19 protein-coding genes are annotated in these 21,895 nt (G+C 42.4%); 10 read left to right on the plus strand and 9 right to left on the minus strand.

What is annotated here, in order from left to right; all coding sequences use genetic code 11:
• Positions 1–178 precede the first annotated feature (178 nt).
• A complete protein-coding gene (locus I6E11_RS07485) occupies positions 179–1,531 on the minus strand; it encodes an MATE family efflux transporter (RefSeq protein ID WP_235337412.1) in 1,353 nt (450 codons plus the stop codon).
• A 219-nt stretch (positions 1,532–1,750) separates the two neighbouring features.
• Here I6E11_RS07485 and I6E11_RS07490 point away from each other — a divergent pair, with 219 nt between their 5' ends.
• From I6E11_RS07490 to I6E11_RS07505, 4 genes are all read left to right on the plus strand, one after another.
• Positions 1,751–3,292: a glycine--tRNA ligase gene (locus tag I6E11_RS07490; RefSeq protein WP_235337414.1), complete on the plus strand. Its 1,542-nt coding sequence runs from the start codon at positions 1,751–1,753 to the stop codon at positions 3,290–3,292.
• Positions 3,293–3,301: 9 nt separating this feature from the next.
• Positions 3,302–3,943 (plus strand): BamJ family beta-barrel-assembly machinery protein, encoded by a 642-nt coding sequence (locus I6E11_RS07495; RefSeq protein ID WP_235337415.1) that lies wholly within the window; start codon positions 3,302–3,304, stop codon positions 3,941–3,943.
• Positions 3,944–4,053: 110 nt separating this feature from the next.
• The gene (gene metA, locus I6E11_RS07500) at positions 4,054–4,977 is read left to right on the plus strand and encodes a homoserine O-acetyltransferase MetA (RefSeq protein ID WP_235337416.1); all 924 of its coding nucleotides are present in this window, start codon (positions 4,054–4,056) and stop codon (positions 4,975–4,977) included.
• On the plus strand, positions 4,977–6,815 hold the full coding sequence (locus I6E11_RS07505) for a peptidase U32 family protein (RefSeq protein WP_235337417.1): 1,839 nt from the start codon (positions 4,977–4,979) through the stop codon (positions 6,813–6,815). Before metA ends, I6E11_RS07505 begins: the two co-directional genes overlap by 1 nt.
• A 183-nt stretch (positions 6,816–6,998) precedes the next feature.
• On the opposite strand, the gene rmuC is transcribed toward I6E11_RS07505, so the two are convergent.
• Genes rmuC through I6E11_RS07530 form a run of 5 tightly spaced genes read right to left on the minus strand, consistent with a single transcriptional unit; the run spans position 6,999 to position 11,229 of the window.
• Positions 6,999–8,357 carry a DNA recombination protein RmuC gene (gene rmuC / locus I6E11_RS07510; protein ID WP_235337418.1) on the minus strand — a complete coding sequence of 453 codons (1,359 nt, stop codon included), beginning with the start codon at positions 8,355–8,357 and terminating at the stop codon, positions 6,999–7,001.
• Positions 8,358–8,379: 22 nt separating this feature from the next.
• Entirely contained in the window at positions 8,380–9,093 is a 714-nt protein-coding gene (locus I6E11_RS07515) for a GIN domain-containing protein (RefSeq protein WP_235337419.1), read from the minus strand.
• A gap of 30 nt (positions 9,094–9,123) precedes the next feature.
• A complete protein-coding gene (locus I6E11_RS07520; protein WP_235337420.1) occupies positions 9,124–9,492 on the minus strand; it encodes a GntR family transcriptional regulator in 369 nt (122 codons plus the stop codon).
• Entirely contained in the window at positions 9,489–10,376 is an 888-nt protein-coding gene (locus I6E11_RS07525; RefSeq protein WP_235337421.1) for a hypothetical protein, read from the minus strand. The genes I6E11_RS07520 and I6E11_RS07525 overlap by 4 nt, the downstream gene beginning before the upstream one ends.
• A 16-nt stretch (positions 10,377–10,392) precedes the next feature.
• Positions 10,393–11,229: an ABC transporter ATP-binding protein gene (locus I6E11_RS07530; protein WP_235337467.1), complete on the minus strand. Its 837-nt coding sequence runs from the start codon at positions 11,227–11,229 to the stop codon at positions 10,393–10,395.
• Between the two features lie 194 nt (positions 11,230–11,423).
• Here I6E11_RS07530 and I6E11_RS07535 point away from each other — a divergent pair, with 194 nt between their 5' ends.
• A complete protein-coding gene (locus I6E11_RS07535) occupies positions 11,424–12,554 on the plus strand; it encodes a DUF3078 domain-containing protein (RefSeq protein ID WP_235337422.1) in 1,131 nt (376 codons plus the stop codon).
• An 82-nt stretch (positions 12,555–12,636) separates the two neighbouring features.
• Here the strand turns inward: I6E11_RS07535 and I6E11_RS07540 are convergent, their stop codons facing one another.
• The 3 genes from I6E11_RS07540 to hcp form a co-directional block, all read right to left on the minus strand.
• Entirely contained in the window at positions 12,637–14,664 is a 2,028-nt protein-coding gene (locus I6E11_RS07540) for a M56 family metallopeptidase (RefSeq protein ID WP_235337424.1), read from the minus strand.
• Positions 14,665–14,740: 76 nt separating this feature from the next.
• A complete protein-coding gene (locus I6E11_RS07545; RefSeq protein WP_235337426.1) occupies positions 14,741–15,106 on the minus strand; it encodes a BlaI/MecI/CopY family transcriptional regulator in 366 nt (121 codons plus the stop codon).
• A gap of 210 nt (positions 15,107–15,316) precedes the next feature.
• Entirely contained in the window at positions 15,317–16,996 is a 1,680-nt protein-coding gene (gene hcp, locus I6E11_RS07550; RefSeq protein ID WP_235337428.1) for a hydroxylamine reductase, read from the minus strand.
• A gap of 135 nt (positions 16,997–17,131) precedes the next feature.
• On the opposite strand from hcp, the gene I6E11_RS07555 reads away from it, so the two are divergent.
• From I6E11_RS07555 to I6E11_RS07575, 5 genes are all read left to right on the plus strand, one after another.
• Complete coding sequence (locus I6E11_RS07555) at positions 17,132–17,755, plus strand: Crp/Fnr family transcriptional regulator (RefSeq protein WP_235337430.1); 624 nt, start codon at positions 17,132–17,134, stop codon at positions 17,753–17,755.
• A 505-nt stretch (positions 17,756–18,260) separates the two neighbouring features.
• Positions 18,261–18,428 (plus strand): hypothetical protein, encoded by a 168-nt coding sequence (locus I6E11_RS07560; protein WP_235337432.1) that lies wholly within the window; start codon positions 18,261–18,263, stop codon positions 18,426–18,428.
• Between the two features lie 39 nt (positions 18,429–18,467).
• Complete coding sequence (locus tag I6E11_RS07565; protein ID WP_235337433.1) at positions 18,468–18,929, plus strand: hypothetical protein; 462 nt, start codon at positions 18,468–18,470, stop codon at positions 18,927–18,929.
• A gap of 33 nt (positions 18,930–18,962) precedes the next feature.
• On the plus strand, positions 18,963–21,311 hold the full coding sequence (locus I6E11_RS07570) for a GLUG motif-containing protein (RefSeq protein ID WP_235337435.1): 2,349 nt from the start codon (positions 18,963–18,965) through the stop codon (positions 21,309–21,311).
• Between the two features lie 300 nt (positions 21,312–21,611).
• Positions 21,612–21,884 carry a co-chaperone GroES gene (locus I6E11_RS07575; RefSeq protein WP_154043459.1) on the plus strand — a complete coding sequence of 91 codons (273 nt, stop codon included), beginning with the start codon at positions 21,612–21,614 and terminating at the stop codon, positions 21,882–21,884.
• Positions 21,885–21,895 lie beyond the last annotated feature (11 nt).

Consider the following 21,895-nt stretch of genomic DNA (forward strand, 5'->3'; position numbering starts at 1 on the left):
GCTGAGGAAAAAGGACGATTTGGTTGGGATTGTAAGAACGAAAATGTATCTTTGCCATATTAGTTTTGATTATGCTTAAAGATACAAAATCTTTAGGACATAACAAAGCCTCGGCTTGGGAAAGTCGAGGCTTTGTCATAAAAAAAAGAGGGCATGCATTTTGACACACCCTCTTTTTTTATGCTTTATTTTTCCGTAATTTTTTCAATACAGGAACTGTAAGTGGGAATGCCAATAAGAATGAACAGAAGTCAGAAACAGCCTGACACATCTCCACACCAGTAAGCCCGTATAGATATGGGAGCACTATTATCAGTGGTATAAAGAATAAGCCCTGTCTTGCAGATGACAATATAAGTGCTCTACCAGGAATTCTGATTGTCTGCAACAGCATATTGCATAGTATTACCCATGTTCCTATTGGCAATGTTATCAATTGCCAACGCAATGCATTCGTTCCTATGAGGATGACCTCAGGGTCATCTTTTCTAAACCAAGAAACAATTTCAGGTGCAAAAATATATCCGCCTATAGCACATATTGTAAGGAAAACTACTCCCGTTTTTACACAGAAATAAAATCCTTCACGTACTCTGCTATATAAACCAGCTCCGTAATTAAACCCGCATACAGGCTGGAATCCTTGGCCGAATCCGATTACAAATGAATTTATAAACATACAAATTCTTGTAACAATTGACATACCGGCTATTGCGGCATCACCATATCTACCGGCAGCTACGTTTAGCATTATTGTTGACAGACTGACTAGTCCCTGACGGCTCAGGGATGGTATTCCACCATATGTTATTTCTTTTAGAAAAGAGAATGAAGGAGTGAAGTTCCTGAATTTGATTTTAATATTTGTACCTTTACTGTCCATATACAGCAAAACCAGGAAACTGCATATCTGGCTGATTATGGTAGAGAGCGCTGCTCCAGATACCCCCATGTCAAATACAAAAATAAGTAAAGGGTCCAATCCAATGTTGATAACCGCCCCGATTATAATGCCAATCATTGCATACACAGCATTTCCCTGAAATCTCATCTGATTATTTAAAACAAGCGATGATGCCATAAACGGTGCACCAAGTAATATTATTCCAAGATAATTCTCTGCATATGGCAATATTGTATCCGTAGAGCCAAGAATAAGGCATATTGGAGTCAGAAAAATGTTACCTATTATAGCAATCAATACACCGAAGCTAAAAGCGTAAAAGAAACCTGTTGAAGCCATTTTCTCGGCATTTTCATAGTCCTTTGCTCCGAGTTTCCTCGAGATATAGTTTCCGGAACCATGTCCGAAGAAAAAACCGAAAGCCTGAATGATGGCCATAATAGAGAAGGAAATACCTACTGCTGCTGTGGATTGTGTATTAATTTGTCCTACGAAGTATGTATCGGCCATGACATAGAATGAAGTAACCAGCATACTGATAATGGTTGGTATTGCCAATGAAGTGATTAGCTTTGGAATAGGGGCTGTAGTCATCATTATATGTTTGTCTTGTGCCGTTTTTTTCATAAGTAGTTCTTATTGTTTATGTGTAAGTGATAATCTTCATGTTGTTAAACAACATACAAAAATAGATGTTTTTTTCCTTTTTAGTCCTATAAATGAGCTCTTTCGTCAGTATTCATAAGATAAATTAATATACTATTAGTTCATTATTCTTCATATTTGCGTATCTTTGTACCCAATAGTAATTAAAACGATTAGAAAAATATTAAATAAGTTAGAAAAATGGCACAGGAAGACGTTTTCAAGAAATTGGTTTCTCACTGTAAAGAGTATGGTTTTGTATTCCCTTCAAGTGATATATACGATGGATTAGGAGCTGTATATGATTACGGCCAGATGGGTGTGGAACTGAAAAACAATATCAAACAATACTGGTGGCAGAGTATGGTGCTTTTGCACGAAAATATTGTAGGTATAGATTCTGCAATCTTTATGCATCCTACTATTTGGAAAGCTTCAGGACACGTTGATGCTTTCAATGACCCATTGATTGATAACCGTGATTCAAAGAAACGTTACCGTGCAGACGTTCTGATTGAAGAACAGATTGCAAAATATGAGGATAAGATAAATAAGGAAGTTGCTAAGGCTGCCAAGAAATTCGGCGATGCTTTCGACGAAGCTCAGTTCCGTAGCACTAACGGACGAGTTCTTGAACATCAGGCTAAACTTGATGCATTGCATGAACGTTATGCCAAGGCTATGAATGCTGGCGATTTGAATGAATTGCGTCAGATTATCCTTGACGAAGAAATCGTTTGTCCTATTTCCGGAACAAAGAACTGGACTGAGGTTCGTCAGTTCAACTTGATGTTTACTACTGAAATGGGTTCTACTGCCGATGGAGCCATGAAGGTATATCTTCGTCCTGAAACAGCACAGGGTATCTTTGTAAACTACCTGAATGTACAGAAAACAGGTCGTATGAAAGTTCCTTTCGGTATTGCTCAGATTGGTAAGGCTTTCCGTAACGAAATCGTTGCACGTCAGTTCATCTTCCGTATGCGTGAGTTCGAACAGATGGAAATGCAGTTCTTCGTTAAGCCTGGAACAGAACTTGAATGGTTTAACAAGTGGAAAGAGACACGTCTGAAATGGCATAAGGCTCTTGGCTTCGGTGATGACCACTACCGCTATCATGACCACGAAAAACTGGCCCACTATGCAAACGCTGCTACTGATATTGAATTCTTGATGCCTTTCGGTTTCAAGGAAGTTGAAGGTATCCACAGCCGTACTAACTTCGACTTGAGCCAGCACGAAAAATATTCAGGCAAGAGCATCAAGTATTTCGATCCTGAAATCAACGAAAGCTATACTCCGTACGTTATCGAAACATCAATCGGTGTTGACCGTATGTTCCTTAGCATCATGAGTGCTTCTTACTGCGAAGAAAAACTTGAAAACGGCGAAACTCGTGTAGTTCTTAAGCTGCCTGCAGCATTGGCTCCAGTGAAACTGGCTGTTATGCCACTTGTTAAGAAAGACGGTCTGCCAGAAAAAGCACGCGAGATAATGAACGACCTCAAGTTCCACTTCAATTGCCAGTACGACGAAAAAGACAGTATCGGAAAACGTTACCGTCGTCAGGATGCAATCGGTACTCCATACTGTATCACAATCGACCATCAGACATTGGAAGACAATTGCGTAACATTGCGTAATCGTGATACAATGCAACAGGAACGCGTTGCTATTTCAGAACTTAACAATATCATTGCTGATAAGGTAAGTATCACAAGCTTGCTTAAAGCTATACAATAATTAATGCTTATGAATAATAGAATTATTTGGCTCGTTATCATTCTTTCTGCATTTACAATAGGATTTTCCTCTTGTGCTAAAGATACAGAGGTAGTAGATCCGTATGCAAATTGGAAGGAGAAGAACGAACAATTTCTGGATTCAATAGCAGATGTGGCAAGTAACCCGCCGTCAGGTGAGATTTGGCGTAAATATGCTAATTATAAGATAAAATTCGATGATCAGATAAATAACACTATCAAGCCATACGAATATAAGGTCTATGATTATGTATATGTGAAATACGCATCTGAAGATGATATAGTTGATTTAAGTGCAGGTGCAGAACCACTAATCAACTACTCGGATACAGTGTCTGTCGCTTACCAGGGTTTTCTGATAAACGGAACCCGTTTCGATGGAAATTATTACGGAACATTTGACAAGGATGTCAATGATAATTTCACATCTTTTGGAGTAAGTCAGGTTGTTGTAGGTTGGACTACTGCTTTAATGAATATGAAACCTGAAATGAATGATATTGCCACTCTATATATTCCTTATCAGATGGGATATGGCGAGACCGGAAGTGGTAGTACCATCAAGGGATATTCCACACTGATATTCGAACTATACATAGATAAGGTTATACACCCGGAAGTAGACCAATGATAATATTGGGATATAACCGAAAACGAATAAGAAAGCATCCTTAATGGTTATCACTGTTCTGGATGCTTTCTTGTTATTATCTGATAACTAAAAACTAACAACTATATAAAATGCCTTTAAATTTACCCGATAAACTTCCTGCCATTGATATTCTGAAGGAAGAAAATATATTCGTAATTGACAGTTCGAGGGCTACATCGCAGGACATCCGTCCGCTTAAGATTGTCATTCTAAATCTTATGCCCTTGAAGATAACAACAGAAACAGACCTGATACGTCTTCTGTCCAATTCACCTCTACAGATAGAAGTGAACTTCATGAAGATAAAGAGCCATACTTCGAAGAATACCCCTATAGAGCACATGAAAGCTTTCTATCGTGACTTTGATGATATGCGCGATGAGAAGTTCGACGGCATGATTATCACCGGAGCACCGGTAGAGCATCTTGATTTCGAAGATGTCAACTATTGGGACGAGATTCAGGAGATATTCAACTGGACACGTACTCACGTAACATCTACTTTCTATATCTGTTGGGCTGCACAGGCAGGGCTGTACCATCATTATGGTGTGCCCAAATATGCCCTTGACAAGAAGATGTTCGGTATCTTCGAACATCACATCTGCGAAGGATTCAGCCAGTTGCCGATATTCCGTGGATTCGATGATGAGTTCTTTGTGCCTCATAGCCGCCATACAGAGGTTCGCCGTGAAGACATAGAGAAATGTCAGGAACTGGACATCATATCAGAATCCGAAGATTCAGGCGTACATATAGTGATGGCACGTGGCGGACGTGAGTTCTACGTGACAGGTCATTCGGAATACTCACCGCTTACACTCGACGGAGAATACCGACGCGACTTGGGAAAAGGTCTGCCTATCGACATGCCTAAGAACTATTATCGCGACAACAACCCAGACAAGGGACCTGTAGTGAGATGGCGCAGCACTGCAAACCTGCTGTTCTCCAACTGGCTCAACTACTACGTATATCAGGAAACTCCTTACGATATTAACCAGATTAAATAATGATAAAACAACGTCCTATAGAACTTCTTGCTCCAGCCAAGAACCTAGAATGCGGGATAGAGGCTATCAATCATGGTGCCGATGCGGTATATATCGGTGCTCCACGTTTCGGTGCGCGTGCTGCAGCCGGAAATACGATTGAAGATATAAAAGCTTTGGTGGACTATGCTCATATCTATAATGTGCGCATATACGTCACTGTAAATACCATTCTGCACGACGAGGAACTGCCGGAAACGGAAAAGATGATTTGGGAACTATATCGTGCAGGTGTCGATGCACTGATTATACAGGATATGGGTATCACTCGTCTTAACCTTCCGCCTATAGCACTGCATGCCAGCACTCAGATGGACAACCGTACACCGGAGAAGGTGAAGTTTCTTTCGGATATAGGTTTCCGTCAGGTGGTTCTGGCACGCGAACTTTCACTTGATGAGATTAGGAAGATACACGATACATGTCCCGAAACACTCCTGGAGGTGTTCATACACGGTGCCCTGTGTGTAAGCTACAGCGGACAGTGCTACGTCAGTCAGGCTTGCTACGGACGAAGTGCCAACCGTGGCGAATGTGCTCAGTTCTGCCGTCTGGCTTTCGACCTGGTTGATTCCAACGGAAAGACAATAGAGCAGAACAAGCATCTCCTCTCGCTCAAGGATATGAACCAGAGCGACAATCTTGAGGCATTGCTTGATGCCGGAGCCACATCGCTGAAGATAGAAGGCAGATTGAAGGATGTATCGTATGTGAAGAACGTCACTGCATACTACCGTCAGAAACTGGATTCAATATTCAAGTACCGCAAGGAGTATATCAGAGCATCATCAGGCACAGTGAAGACTACATTCACTCCGCAGCTTGACAAGAGTTTCAGCCGTGGTTTTACCGATTATTTCCTCCGCGGACGAAATCCGGGAATCTTTTCATTCAGTACCCCTAAGTCGTTAGGCGAGGAAGTAGGTACGGTTAAGGAAATCAGAGGAAACTACTTTACTGTGGCAGGTGTGAAATCGTTCAGTAATGGCGACGGACTTTGCTATATCGACGATAACGGACGTCTGCATGGATTTAGGGTGAATCGTGTGGAGAACAACAAGCTGTTCCCGCAGGATATGCCACGACTGAAACCAAAGACACGACTCTATCGTAACTTCGATCAGGAATTCGAGAAACTGATGCAGAGGAAATCGGCAGAAAGAAAGATAGCCGTCGATATCTGTCTGGCTGAAAATAATTTCGGATTTACATTGAGCCTTATGGACGAGGATGAGAATAACATATCTCTTACATTGCAACGTGCAAAAGAGCCTGCACGTACACCGCAGGCAGACAATCTGAGAAATCAGTTGGGTAAGTTGGGCAATACTCCGTTTGAGGCAAAGGATATAAAGATAGATTTGTCTGATAACTGGTTTATACCTTCATCCGAACTGTCAGAACTCAGACGCAATGCAGTGGAGAAACTGCTTGAAGTGCGGAGGATAAACTATCGCAGGGAAGTATTCCGCATGAAGGAAACGAAGAGCAAGTTCCCTGTAAGCACCTTGACATATCTCGGCAATGTGATGAACAGCTCTGCAGCTGAGTTTTATAAGAACCACGGAGTGCTGAAAGTAATGCCAGCATTCGAGAAAGAACAGCCTAGGGACGCTGTTCTGATGTTCTGCAAGCATTGCATACGCTACAGCATGGGCTGGTGTCCGGTGCATCATAAGGTACGTTCGCCGTTCCGCGAGCCATATTATCTTGTAAGTTCCGATGGCAGACGCTTCCGCCTGGAGTTTGACTGCAAGCAATGTCAGATGAAAGTTCTTGCAGACAACTCGGCTCAGTAACCATAAGTCTCTTTTGTCAGATTCCCACATTAAAAGAAAAATAAGCCTATGTTTTTTGGTGCCGACTATAGTCAGCAGCATTGCCCACTATGGTCGGCAGCTCTGCCCACTATAGTCGGCAGCATTGCCGACCATCGTCAGCACCAAAAAATGTATGGTCAATTCAGACTTGCTTCTTGGATATTACTTCTCATCCAATAGTCTGGAAGGAATATTCTTCTTCGGAGTAATACCGAGTTCCTTAAGCATTTCCGCCTGGCGGATGAGATTTCCCTTACCTTCCGACAGCTGCGAGCGTGCATTGCCGTATGCCGTATTTGCAGTGTTTATCGCATCCCCGATCTTCTCGAATGTTTCCGCAAATCCCGCCATCTTCTCATAAAGTGCAGTTCCGCGTTTCACTATCTCCTGTATGTTCTTTTCCTGATACTCCCGTTTCCAAAGGTCAAGAGCCAGTCTGAGAGCTGCAATCAGGTTAGTAGGACTCATAAGCACCACCTTTTTCTGATAAGCATAATTCCACAGATTGTTGTCTGTCTGGAGTGCAAGCACGTAAGCCGGTTCGTTAGGGATGAACATCATCACGAAATCAAGCGCCGACACGTTGTATTTGGAATAGTCTTTCTTGCTCAGTTCGTCTATATGAGCCTTTACAGAGCGAAGATGTTCTTTCAGATACTGTTCTTTTTCGGCCTTGTCGTCAGTTCCTATATATCCGGCATAGGCCGTTAGCGACACTTTGGAGTCGATTATTACATGACGGTTGTCAGGATAGACCACCATAACGTCCGGCTGAAGTCGCTGTCCCTGTTCGTTTTTCAGATATTCGCCGTTCTCATCTTTCAGAAATTCCTGACGGAAATACTCCTCTCCTTCATGCAGTCCGGAGTTCTCAAGTATCGTTTCCAGTATCATTTCGCCCCAGTTTCCCTGCATTTTCGAGTCACCTTTCAGAGCCTTTGTCAGGTTGTTGGCATCATCACTTATCTGTTTGTTCAGCAGGACGAGTTCCTTTATTCTGTCTTCTAGTGAGAAACGTTGTTTCGATTCCTTCTCATATACCTCTGCCACCTGATGCTTGAACTCGTTCAGATTGTCGCCAAAAGGTTTCAGCAGACTGCTGAGGCTTTCGGTACTAAGTTTGTTGAATGTCTCTGTCTTCTGCTGGAAAATCTTGTTGGCAATGTTCTCAAACTCTAAGTTGAATTGCTTGTGCATATCGGCAATCTCTTGCTTCTGAGTTTCCAGTTTCTCTGCCATATTACGGTTTTCAGCCTTCAGTGATGCCGAAACAGTATATGCCTCGTTCAGCAGACGGGCATTTTCGTCCAGCTTGTCCTGTAGCTTCTGTATGTTCTGTCTCAGACTGTCTGACTGTTGTGCCGCTTTGGTCTGCTCATTTCTCAGCAGCTCGGCAGAATGTTCCTGTTGCATTTCCAGTTGCGATTGCAGTACACCAGATTTCCTTGCCGAGATAAGATGTCCTATGATGATACCTAATATGCATCCTACTATTGTTCCTATTATTATATAAACTGTCATTTATTGTGTTCTGTTTTTGATTCTATTTTCTTGATACTTTCGAAGCTCCACTTGTTGATACATCTGATTTGGCTGCACCCTCGAATGATATTTTCGAAGCTCCCGACACTTCTCCTGTAATATTCTTGTTGCATATTATATCAGCTTTGCTGGCACCGCTTATGTCTACATTTGCATAATCAGTGTTCAGGCATTCCGATGATAATTTCGATGCTCCGTTCACTCTGATCTCAGCATTTACGGCTTTACCTCCTATACTGGCAAAAGAAGCCCCGTTTACACTGGCTTTCAATGACTGACAGTTGATATTGGTATCAAATTTAGAAGCTCCCGACACTTCTATTTCAAGTTCTTTTGTTTCAATCTCCCCGTCTGAACTGAATGATGAAGCACCTGATATTTCGATACTTTCCAGTTCCTTGCTTGCCGGAATCAATGCGGTAATCTTGAAAGGACTTTTAAAACTTGAAGCGTAAATCTCAATGCCGTCTTCATCGTGGACTACCTTTATTTTATTAAGGATAGAAGAGTCTGCAAGAATCTGAAGTTTGTCAATATCGTGTCTGTACTTCGCTTTTATTGCGCTTCTCACGCTTAATGATTTATATGAAGTGCTCACATCGTATATGGATGTGGCTTCGTTTTTGCTTGTGGCTGTATTAATCATGCATGATGTAGCTATAAAGGAAGCTATGGCGCTGATTAGACTGATTGTGAGTTTGTTTTTAAGTTTCATGATTTTCTTTGTATATTAGTTTGTATCCCTTTATTTGTTCTCTTTCAGGAATTGTTTGTATAGAGCTGATATTTCCTGTCCGGATATGCCAAGAATCTTCATTGTGCGGAACATTTCCGGCAATTCCTCGTTCAGGAATGTTTCTTTTCTGAACGAAAGAATTTTATCCTTTGCTTCTTTATTTACGAAATATCCTATACCTCTTTTATTGTAAATAATTTCCATCCCCTGCAGATGATCGTAAGTACGCATCATAGTATTTGCGTTCACTTCCACCATTGCGGCATACTCCCTTACGGACGGTATTCGTTCTTCCTCCTTGTATGTGTCATGAAGAATTTCGTCCATAATTCTGTCTGCTATCTGCAAATATATTGATTTCGATTCCTTAAATTTCATCTTCTGAACGGTTTTCTATCGGTTATTTGTGAATTTCTAAACATATGATAACTCAGAGTCCAGTTAATAACTGTAAATATAAGGAAGATAATGCTTATGGTAGAAAATATAACTTCCTCATTTATCCATGAACTTATATTTGCTAGATTTCCCATCCATTTTAGTATATATATAAGTGTTCCTTCGTCAGATATATTAACCAGAGTATATAATATAAGGAAAAATGCTGCCATACATATTCCCCATGTTTTTATGAAAGGATGCTTTCTGAAATATGTACCACCCAATATATAAATGGAGTGCCCCCATAAACCGTTAGAAATTAAAAACAGGTAAGGTATGAATGTCGATGATGTTTCGTATACTTCAGGATTGATATGTATTGTGTCATAAAAAGAAACAGACATTATATCAAACAGGCAGAAACGTGAAAACTCTGCCGGCGCATCAAATAACGGCAGCAAGGCAAGTCTCGTCAGTTCAGCAAGGAATAGTCCTACAAAAAATATAACCATAGAAATAATACATACGTATATTACTCTGCTGATGAATTTTTCTCCGATTGTAGCCGGAAGCATCATATACGAGATACGTTTGTTTTTTGTATTCATCACTTCCATTATTCTTGAGGCACATACAATCAGATAGAAGAATGTGACGAATATCAGTATAGAATGGAATGTGTTGCAGAAACCTGCATATTGCATTTCTCCTGTTTCTCCTCTATTGCCGGACAAAATGCCGTTCATTCCGAACAGGAAAGCCATAGCCGTACCGGAATAGCATCCTATAAGCCTGTAGATGTTAGTTTTCCAATTCTCCATCATGTCGCGTTTCATTACCGCCATGAGTCTTGTAAAACTGAAATTCATATTTGTATTCATAAATGTTCCTCCTTACTTATTTGTTGAAAACTTTCTGTATATTGTTTCTGTCGGCCAATATAGCATTGAAAAGGACTTCCAGATTCATAGGACTTTCTTCGTCGAATCTGTTTTCCATTATGATGCTGTTGCCTTGTACAGATGGTTGTATGAACAATGCTCCATCGGTCGGTTCATTTATACTTTGCTCGCAAAAGTATAGCTTGTCTGTTATTTCCTTTACTGATTTGTTCAGCAATACTTCAGTACCGTCTATTATTGTTATGTGGTCCAGCAACCTGTCTATATCCCTTACCTGATGGGTAGAGATTATTATAGTCTTCTCGTCTGTCATCCCCGATGCTATGACTTTTCTGAACTGGCTCTTCGATGGTATGTCGAGTCCGTTTGTAGGTTCGTCCATGAGTAGGAGGGAGGTGTTAGTGGCAAGAGCGAAGCACATATATGCTTTCTTCTTTTGTCCCATTGAGAGTTCACTAAGGTTGATATCCATTCCAAGGTCGAAATCATTGAGGCAAGTATTCAGTGTCTCGTTGCTGAAATTAGGATAGAAACTACTGTTCAATTTTACGAACTGTTTCATCGAAAGGTTAGGCAAGTCGAATTCCTCGGGAATCAGATAAATGTCCGACAGTGTTTGTGGAAGACGTCTTCTGATGTCTATTCCTTTTATAGTTACATTTCCGTTAGAAGGTTTTAGCAATCCGCATATGACATACAGCAGAGTGGATTTTCCTGTTCCGTTCTTTCCTAGCAGGCCTACTATTTTTCCTTTTTCTATTTCAAGATTGAAATCATTGAACACTTGTTTGTTTTTCCCGTATCCGAAGGTGAGATGTTCGGCTTTAATCATTGTTGTGTCCATAATTATTTATTTTAGTGTATTAGTTGATTAGTACACTGCAAATGTATTTCTTTTTCTTGGATATGCAATAGCGTGAATATAGTTTTAATATATTTTCACCTTTGATTTAAACAAAGCATTATGTGAATTTGTTATATTAGAACAGTTAGTTTATTGAAAATCTTTTATACGTTTATTGGGTTATGAATAGGTTGATTTTGTTAGCAGTAGTGTGTTTTGCCACTGTCTTTTCTTCATTTGCGCAAAATGTTGATAAATCGCTTGTCTCTCAAAAAGCCGAAGATGCTAAAAAGGCTGCCGAGGAACTTAAGAAAGTTGATACTGGCGATAAGATTTGGACTTTTTCAGGAGTAGTAGGAACCAATGCCGCTGCTACGGGTATGGTGAACTGGGCTGCCGGAGGTAAGAATAATGTTAACGGCATAGCTTTTGCCAGATTAAGGCTATTATGGAAAAAAGACCATTTTGCGTGGGATACAAGTCTTGATACAGAGTATGGTCTTTCATGGATTGACCAGGATGAAGACCCTCTGCAGAAATCAAATGATAAGATAAACTTCTCTACCAAAATGGGGTGGGAGTTCCGTAAGTCGTGGTATCTTACTGTTTTGGGTGCATTCCAGTCTCAATATGCAATGGGATATGAGTATGTTACAGGATATAACCCTCCGATATCCAAATGGCTGGCTCCTTCTTACACGGATTTCTCAATCGGTATTGACTGGAAACCTAACAAGATTTTCTCGGTTTATGCATCACCTATAGCCGGTAGGGTTACTTCAGTGTCAGTTTCTGACAGGTTTAATGATAGATTCAGAGAACAGTATAATGAGGATATGAAAAAACTTGACCCGAATGCAGAATGGGTGGACTATGATTTGCGCCAGGTTTTGCAGGAGAAATACGGCACCTATGTCTATGCTGATGATGGCGAAACTAAGGTTTATAAGAATGCCCGTGCCGAGTTCGGTTTTACGTTCAAGGGAGCGGTTAATTATAAGTACAAGGATCTGACATTGATGACTACACTCGGACTCTTCACTCCTTATGCTTGGGATAAAAGACCGATAAACAATCCTGATTCATATTTCAAGTATATGGACAATAACCGCCGTTTCGGAAATTTTGATGTTGACTGGGATGTGGTAATATCATACCAGCTGCTGAAACTGCTGAATGTCACTTTGTCGACAAGTCTGAAATATTACAACGGCTTGCTTATCGACAAGGTACATGACGATGGTACGACTACGGTGGCCGAACGTGTACAGTTCAAGTCGGTACTTGGTTTGGGAGTGGGATATACGTTCTGATTATGAATATGCAAAAAAATTGTTCCCGGATATTATATTATAATTTGGGAACAATCTTTTTATTAATGAAGATGTACTAATCTTATTTTCTCATGTTGACTTTTTGTACGTCTCCACGAAGTTTGTCTTTAATAGCATCTACTATTTTGTCATCAGTCATTTTGTCGACACTGAGAGATAATACCGAATTCTCGCTCCATATTTTCGTTTTAATCATTATTACTCCTTCTTTCTTGTCGAATATACCGTATTTATGGAATATCTCCTGTGCCTTATTCTTTTCTTTTATAACTTCTATGCTTTTTATGTTTTGAGGGTTTAAGGCGCTGAATTCTTTCTGAGATGCTACTTTATCGTCTATAACAATCAGGACATTCTCTAATGACTTATTGAAGCTTACGTTTCCGGGCATAGTGATAGACCCAGTATTGGTTTTTGTCTCAGCTTTATCCTGTTTGTCGAGTTTGAAAGTCACAGGTACTGTAAATTTTACAGGAACAGTCTCTCCTCTTTGCATTCCGGGAGACCATTTAGGCATATTGGCCAGTACCCTTATAGCCTCTGCATCAAGCGATGGAGATACGCTGTGCATAATACTGAAGTCTGAAGTGTATCCGTCAGCTCCAACGGTAAACTGAACAATTACCCTTCCCTGCTTTTTTTCTCTCACTGCATCAGCCGGGTATTTGATGTTGCGTGCAATGTATTTCATCAGTTCAGACATTCCTCCGGGATATTCAGGCATCTGTTCCACTACCATAAAAACTTCTCCATTTTGTGATGTTGAGGCTTGTGGCGTTTTTTCTTTAGGAGCTTCTTCCTGTTCATAGCCTACTACTACCACTTCATCTGTGACCTGTACCTCATCTTTCATTCTTATAGGTTGGTCTTTCATATTTTTAACCTCAATAGCCGAAGCGACGAAAGAGCATGTCTGCTTCCCGATATACGAAACTACTATTACGGAATTCTCTGACACTCTTAAGTTGAATTTCCCGTTTTCATCAGAAATAGTACCGTTCGTGCTTCCTCTTTCCAATATACTGGCTCCCTTTATCGCTTTTCCGGTGGCATCGTCAACTACTGTACCTTCTACCAGTATAAGTCCATTAGGTTTGGAATAAGTGTTTTCTACCTCATGATTTTCCGTAATTGCCGAAAAATCATTAACTTTGACACTTGAAATCTCGTCACTTAATTTTGAGATTGCAGGATGGGCAAAGGCGGCAACTGCTACAGCTGCCAGTGGAAGTACGTAGAGATACTTCGCACGTGCCCACGGGCTGGATTTCTTTTTCATCATCATAGTGATACGTTTTTTAAGTTTACTGTGATTAAAGCTGTTGGCGATTGAGTAGAGCCTTGAGCCGACAGCTTTTTTTATTAATAATAGTTGATAATTCTTTGCGTCAATCTCTTTTCTTATCACTGTTTCGTCGGCTTCAAACTCATGGACGTTCTGAAGTTCGGATTTGATGAGCCATGATGCCGGGTTGAACCATTGCAGAAGTATGCATATATCTGCCAGAATAAGGTCAATGGAATGACGGTTCGAGATATGTGCCATTTCATGGCATAGTATTTCTTTTCCGTTTTCTTCCAGGTCCGTACGCGATATTACTATGCGGTTCATCCAGCTGAAAGGTGATACTTTTTCGTTTGTTACTATTAGTCTTATGTTACATGTATTATCTTTTACATATAGGTTGATATCCTTTTCCTTACCTTTACGAGTTATGCTTAGCACTTTTTTGAACTGTATAAATTCTTTTACTGCAAAGAACAGTATTCCGATGATGTATATGGCTGTTGCAAACAGGATGACATATTCCATTGTAGAGGCGTCGTTTACTTCAGTTGCTATATCAGCATCTACCAATACCGGTATCATCAGTGGTTCATCCATAGATATTACAGTCTGAACTGTTTCAGTAGAATTTTCCAGACTTATCTTGGCGAAAGGTATTATGGAGCATATAATCATCAGGCCAAGCAGGGAAAAGCGGTTGAAGCGATGAAATGTCTCGCGGCTCATCAGCAGTTTGTAGAACAGATAGAATATAGCCAGACAGACAGCTGATTTCAGTATATATATGAGTAGTGTTCCCATGTCGGTGTTTTTAGTTTAAGAGTTATAAAGTTTTTCAGATAGAGATATTCTAATATTATGGGATTCTTTTCTGTTGTTATTTCCCGTTCTCTTCTTCAACCTTCTTTATAAGTTCTTTAAGTTCTTCAATTGATATGTCTTCTTCCCTAACCAAAGAAGACACTACATTAAGGTAGGAATTGTTGAAATACTTGCTTATTACACTTTTCAGTGTGCGTGTACTGAAGTCATTCCGGCTCACTGTGGCATAATACTGGAATGTATTTCCATATGCCTTGTGTCCTATATAGCCTTTTTCTTCCAAGCCGCGGACAATTGTTGAGAGTGTGTTAATATGTGGTTTGGGTTTGTCATAAAATGAAAGAAGTTCTTTTACGAACAATGGACCTTTCTCCCAAAACAGTTCCATGATTTCCTCTTCCTTTGATGTCAGTTTTTTCATAAGGCTTTGTCTTTAATTTTCGTTTGTAGCAAAGTAACTAAAAAATATAGTTAGTCAACTAGAAGCTGTAGTTAAATAAGCTTAATGCCTTGAATATTATGACTCTTGATAGATTTTGGAATAGTATTTTGCGTATTTAAGTTCTTATAAAACAGTAATTTCCGGAATCAGACAGGCTGAAACCGGAAATTAAACCGTTTTATATAACATTTATTCCACACTGATACCCAGTGCCTTCATATCTTCGTCTACAGTTCCTATACCTGCTATACCGAAGTTGTCAACAAGCACTTTTGCCACATTTGGCGAGAGGAATGCCGGAAGAGTAGGACCGAGGTGTATGTTCTTCACACCGAGCGACAACAGTGCAAGAAGGACGATAACCGCTTTCTGCTCATACCATGCGATGTTGTATGCTATAGGCAGTTCGTTTACGTCATCGAGGCCGAAAACTTCCTTAAGTTTCAAGGCTACAACAGCCAGTGAGTAACTGTCGTTGCATTGCCCCGCGTCGAGAATACGAGGGATGCCGTTAATATCGCCCAATGGGAGTTTATTATATTTATATTTAGCACATCCGGCTGTAAGGATTACACAATCTTGCGGCAGTGCCTTTGCAAACTCAGTGTAGTAGTCTCTGCTCTTCATTCTGCCGTCGCACCCTGCCATTACTATGAATTTTCTTATTGCGCCGGTCTTGATGGCATCCACTACCTTGTCTGCCAGACTCAGAATCTGATTATGTGCGAATCCACCTATAATTTCACCTTCTTCAATCTGTGTAGGTGCTTTACATTTCTTGGCAAGTTCAATCACTTCTGAGAAGTCTTTCACCCCGTTCTCGTCTGCAGTGATATGTTTCCAGCCAGGATAACCGGTAGAGTTGGTTGTGAAGATTCTGTCCTTATATACAGCATTCGAAGTAGGAGGTACGATACAGTTAGTAGTGAATATCACCGGACCGTTGAATGAAGAGAATTCCTCACGCTGTTTCCACCATGCATTACCATAATTGCCGATGAAATGTTTGTATTTCTTGAATGCCGGATAGTAGTGTGCCGGCAGCATCTCACTGTGTGTATATACATCCACTCCGGTGCCTTCAGTCTGTTTGAGCAATTCTTCTATATCGTGCAGGTCATGTCCGCTTATCAGTATTCCCGGATTTGTTCCAACACCTATATTAACCTTTGTGATTTCCGGATTTCCGTAAGTTTCCGTGTTAGCCTTGTCCAATAGAGCCATTACTTTCACTCCAGTTTCACCCACGGCAAGGGTTAATGCTGTCAGTTCTTCTGCGGATAAATTTTCGACTGTGATTTTTCTTATCGTAGACTGCATGAAGGCATGTATACTTTCGTCATTATATCCCAGGCGCATGGCATGTTCATGATAGGCAGCCATACCTTTCAGGCCATATATAATAAGTTCTTTCAGCGAGCGGATGTCCTCATTCTTTTCTCTCAGAATACCAACGCTTCTTGATTTCTCATCGTAGAATTTTCTGTTTTCTGTCTTCCAGATAATTTCATCTACGGCAGGAAGCTTGATATTCTCTTTCTCTGCAATATTCTTCAGTTCAGCTTTCAGCTCCAGTCCGCGGTCAACTCTCTTCAGTATGCTTTCGTCGTCGAAATTGGCATTTGTGATAGTGGAGAACAGTGCGTCAGTCACAAAAGTGTTTATCTCTTGGTTTGTTTCGATTCCGTTTTCTCTCAAGATGTCCGCTATGGAGCATACTCCTCGAACTACGAACAACAGCAAGTCCATGGCTGCCGATGTTGAGCTGCTCTTGCCGCATACACCCTTGATGGTACAAGCTATTCCTTTGGCTGTTTCCTGACATTGGAAACAGAACATTTCATTTGCTGCAATAGAATTTTCAGTCATAATAAATTTAATTTGAATTTGTGGCTAATGCTATTGTTTATTATTTTTGTGCAAAGGTATTCCGTAGTTACTCTTTATTCCGTAACAGATGTTACCATGACTGATAAAAATGATTAATATATATAGGATAGGTATATGGGACGATTTTATGACATATCGGATTTCACTCTTTTTGAAGGAGTAAACAAAGATGGGATAGCGGAATTTCTGAAGAATGCTTCCAATAAGATTTCTTCGTACAAGAAAGGCGATATTGTCGTTCTTCAGGACAGTTTGTGTAAATCATTGTCGCTGTTGTGTCAGGGTACACTGCTTGCCAAAATGACGAATGCCGATGGAAAGGAAATAGTTATTGAACATCTTTCGGCTCCTGAAATGCTGGCACCGGCATTTATTTACGGTACTAAAAACAGATTTCCGGTGACACTGCAGGCCGAGGATGAAGTCATAATATGGTCTCTGTCGAAAGACGATTTTCTTAAGATGATGGAGTCCGATGATGTACTTCTGAGAAATTTTCTCCGCCAGATATCAGATAGGAGTGTTTTCTTGAGCCGTAAACTGAATGAGTTTGCCTTGCAGAATCTAAGTACAAGGATTATAAGCTATCTGCAGCGGAATGATGTAATATCCAATATTCAGGATGTTGCTTTTATCATGGGAGTGGCACGCCCGTCACTGTCGCGTACGCTGTCGGTCATGGTGGAGGAAGGAGTGTTGATAAAGACAGAAGAAGGGTATAGATTGTCAAAATCGTGAGTTAGGAAAAATATCCTGCCGTTTTTCCTGGCATTATCATTGCGTCACACTAATCATAACTCCAACCAGTCATTGGTGTCTATTTTAATAGTCTTTCATGTTCCTTGTGTACTTTCAAAGCAACGAAGCATATACAAACATGAGCCTCGATTCTTTTGGGCGTGAAGTGGACACCGGCATACATGAATATTTCATCAGTTGTTTGATGACGGCCTGTGATTTTCATCTTTTTTGTGCATAGAGTTTATGTATTTTAGTTTTGTACGGATGGTTGTCTAAGGGAATAAACGAGGTCGGAAGTAAGGGAATGTGTTGAGAATTACGTTTCTTTATTTAAAGAGTTTGGACTTTTTCTAAGTACAAGGCGGTCTGCCTAAAATTAAATAATGTATTTAACTTAGGATTTTTGGAAAAATTAGTATGATATTGTATGAGTGTTAATTATTTTAGCTATTTTTGTAAACAACAATAGTAGTACAAAATTATAATTATAAATTAATATTCAATGAAAGAGCTAAACGACAAAAAGATTGAGAACCTGCGAGAAGTAAAGGAAGCCTACGAGGTTCCTAAGTGTGAAATCATTGAGTTGGAGAACGAAGGAGTTCTTTGCCTGAGTGACGGTCTTCCTAATCCAGGCTACGGAAAATCTTTGGACAGTTACGACTGGTAACCGGGTAAACAACATTAAAAAAACGAATAGTTATATTGTATGAAAACTACTGGTAACATTTTCAGAACGCTGCTTCTGGCTGTGCTGACGCTGACTTTTGGCTCGTGCAGCGAAGACAGCCTGCTCTCCGAGCTGGGGCTCGACGGGCAGACAACGACTAGAACTGATGAGGTAGGAGAAGTATGGAACGGCTCCGTAGCCACAGCCTTTGCAGGAGGTAGCGGTACGGCGGAAGACCCCTACCAGATTGCCAACGGAGCGCAACTGGCACGTTTCGCGGCTATTGTGAACGGTACACTCGACGGTACACAGCAAAATACAGCCGCCTGCGGCAAGCTGACTGCCGACATTGTGCTGAACAACACCACCGGCTGGGAAAGCTGGGAAACCACCGCTCCGACAAACAGCTGGACGCCGATAGGCAGCAACATACACCAATTCACCGGCACCTTGGATGGCGACGGTCACAGCATAAGTGGCATTTATATCAACAACAGCTAAGAAGACAGGCAAGGCTTAGTGGGCTACCTCGGTGTGGGTGGAACGATACAAAACCTGGGTGTAAAGGCAAGCTATATCAAAGGTGGCAACAGAGTCGGCGGCCTGTGCGGACAGAACAGCGGCACCGTGACCAACTGCTACAACACCGGCAACGTGGCAGGCACCAAGTATGTCGGTGGCGTGTGCGGAGAGAACTACTTTGGCACCGTCACCAACTGCTACAACACCGGCAGCGTAACAGGCACAGAGAACTATGTCGGCGGCGTATGCGGACAGAACGACTCTGGCACCGTCACCAACTGCTACAACACCGGTAGCGTAACAGGCAGTAACTATATCGGCGGCGTATGCGGACAGATCACTGGCATCATGGCCAACTGTTACAACACCGGCAGCGTAACAGGCAGTAACCATATCGGCGGCGTGTGCGGGCTGAACAGGGGCACCGTGACCAACTGCTACTACCTGACCGGCACGGCAAATAGCGGCATAGGTTCGGGCAGCGGAGAAGCCACAGCAAAAACCGCCGACGAGTTCAAGAGCGGCGAAGTCGCCTTCCTGCTGCAAGACGGACAAGTCGAGCAGGTTTGGGGACAGCTCATCGGCACGGACCTCTATCCCGTGCTGGGCGAACCGAAAGTATATAACAACAACGGCACGTATAGCAATATGGTGATGGAGGGTGACTACTACCTGATCTCCACCGCCGACGAGCTGCGCCTCTTCGCCTCGATGGTGAACGGTGGGCAGACGAGCATCAGCGCCAAGCTGACCGCCGACATCGTGCTGAACGACATCAAAGACTGGGAAAGCTGGGAAACCACCGCTCCGACAAACAGCTGGACGCCGATAGGCAGCAACATACACCAATTCACCGGCACCTTGGATGGCGACGGTCACAGCATAAGTGGCATTTATATCAACAACAGCGAAGAAGACAGGCAAGGCTTAGTGGGCTACCTCGGTGTGGGTGGAACGATACAAAACCTGGGTGTAAAGGCAAGCTATATCAAAGGTGGCAACAGAGTCGGCGGCCTGTGCGGACAGAACAGCGGCACCGTGACCAACTGCTACAACACCGGCAACGTGGCAGGCACCAAGTATGTCGGTGGCGTGTGCGGAGAGAACTACTCTGGCACCGTCACCAACTGCTACAACACCGGCAGCGTAACAGGCACAGAGAACTATGTCGGCGGCGTATGCGGACAGAACGACTCTGGCACCGTCACCAACTGCTACAACACCGGCAGCGTAACAGGCAGTAACTATATCGGCGGCGTATGCGGACAGATCACTGGCATCATGGCCAACTGTTACAACACCGGCAGCGTAACAGGCAGTAACCATATCGGCGGCGTGTGCGGGCTGAACAGGGGCACCGTGACCAACTGCTACTACCTGACCGGCACGGCAAATAGCGGCATAGGTTCGGGCAGCGGAGAAGCCACAGCAAAAACCGCCGACGAGTTCAAGAGCGGCGAAGTGGCCAGCCTCCTGGGCGAGGGTTGGGGACAGACCATCGGCCCAGACGACTACCCTGTACTGGATGCCGACGGCACGAAACGAGTTTATGCCGTCACGCTTTATCAGGGTTCTGACGCAGCCGATGCCCGCTACCTGAACAGCAACGGCACATTCCCCACACTGACCGGCAACGCCATCGCCCTTGTTGATGCCGACAGTCCATTCAAGACAGGCACTAACATCGTCGTAAAAGACGGCGACAGCTACACCTGCGCCGAGCTTGTCCTCACCGACGGTGCGGACTTCTATACGCCCGTGGCGTTTACAGCCACGAACGCCACCTACACCCGCAGCCCGAAAGTCTGGGCCGCAAACGACGGCAGCGGCTGGGAAACCATCTGCCTGCCCTTCAGCGGCACGCTCTATGCGGACGGCGATGCCAAGCAGCCCGTCCTCACCGATTTAGCAGGAGACTACTGGCTGCGCAGCCTGACTGACTTCGAGACTCCCAACACACTGATTTTTGCCAGTGGCAGTACTGCCACGGCAGCCGACCATCAGATTAAGGCCGGCGTGCCCTACATCATCGCCCTGCCGGGCACATCGTTCGGCAGCGAAAGCTTGCAGGGACAGACCATCAGTGTGCGCGGCACGAATGTGACGGTCACTAACGAGGCCCAGTCGGTGGCAGCCGGCAGCATGTTCGCTTTCACTGGCACCTTCGCTACAAAGGCCTGCGATGCAGCAAGTTACCGGCTGAACAGCGAAAACGGCTCTAACGGAGCGGGCAACCTTTTCGTGCTCGACACGAATAAACTCGCCCCCTTCCGCTGTCGCATCGACGTGATAGGTCTTAACATCGGCGGTACCTCGCGCTCGGCTTCCAGCCTGCCGAGGGAGCTGCGCATCGGACAATAATTAGAATAGATTTCAGACGCGGATGGCCGCGGATTTTTTAGTAAGGGGGCTTTTGCCCCCTTTTTTGTATAACGGACTTCAGAATTTTAATTATAGGTAATGTTGAATATGAGATATTTGATGCTTTAAATGCAGGACAGATTAATGTATTGACTGTTTACTGTTTGTTCCAAAATAGTTCTGTATGTCAGTCTTTGTGACATTATGTCATGTTTTGTTTTTTGGCACGGTTTTGGTAGTTGTGACTAACGTCGAAAGACAATATATATTAAAGACAATAACAATAAAAAATATACAATTATGACTATTAAACCATTAGCAGACAGAGTTCTGATTCTTCCTGCTCCGGCAGAAGAAAAAACTATCGGCGGTATCATCATTCCTGATACAGCAAAAGAAAAACCATTGCAAGGTAAAGTAATTGCGGTAGGCAACGGTACTAAAGACGAAGAAATGGTATTGAAAGTTAATGATACTGTTTTATATGGAAAATATTCCGGTACTGAAATTGAACACGAAGGTGTAAAATACCTGATGATGCGTCAGAGTGACGTACTCGCTGTAGTGGAATAATATTATAAACT

It is taken from the genome of Bacteroides caecigallinarum (assembly GCF_021531075.1).
In the GTDB taxonomy this organism is placed as follows: domain Bacteria; phylum Bacteroidota; class Bacteroidia; order Bacteroidales; family Bacteroidaceae; genus Phocaeicola; species Phocaeicola caecigallinarum_B.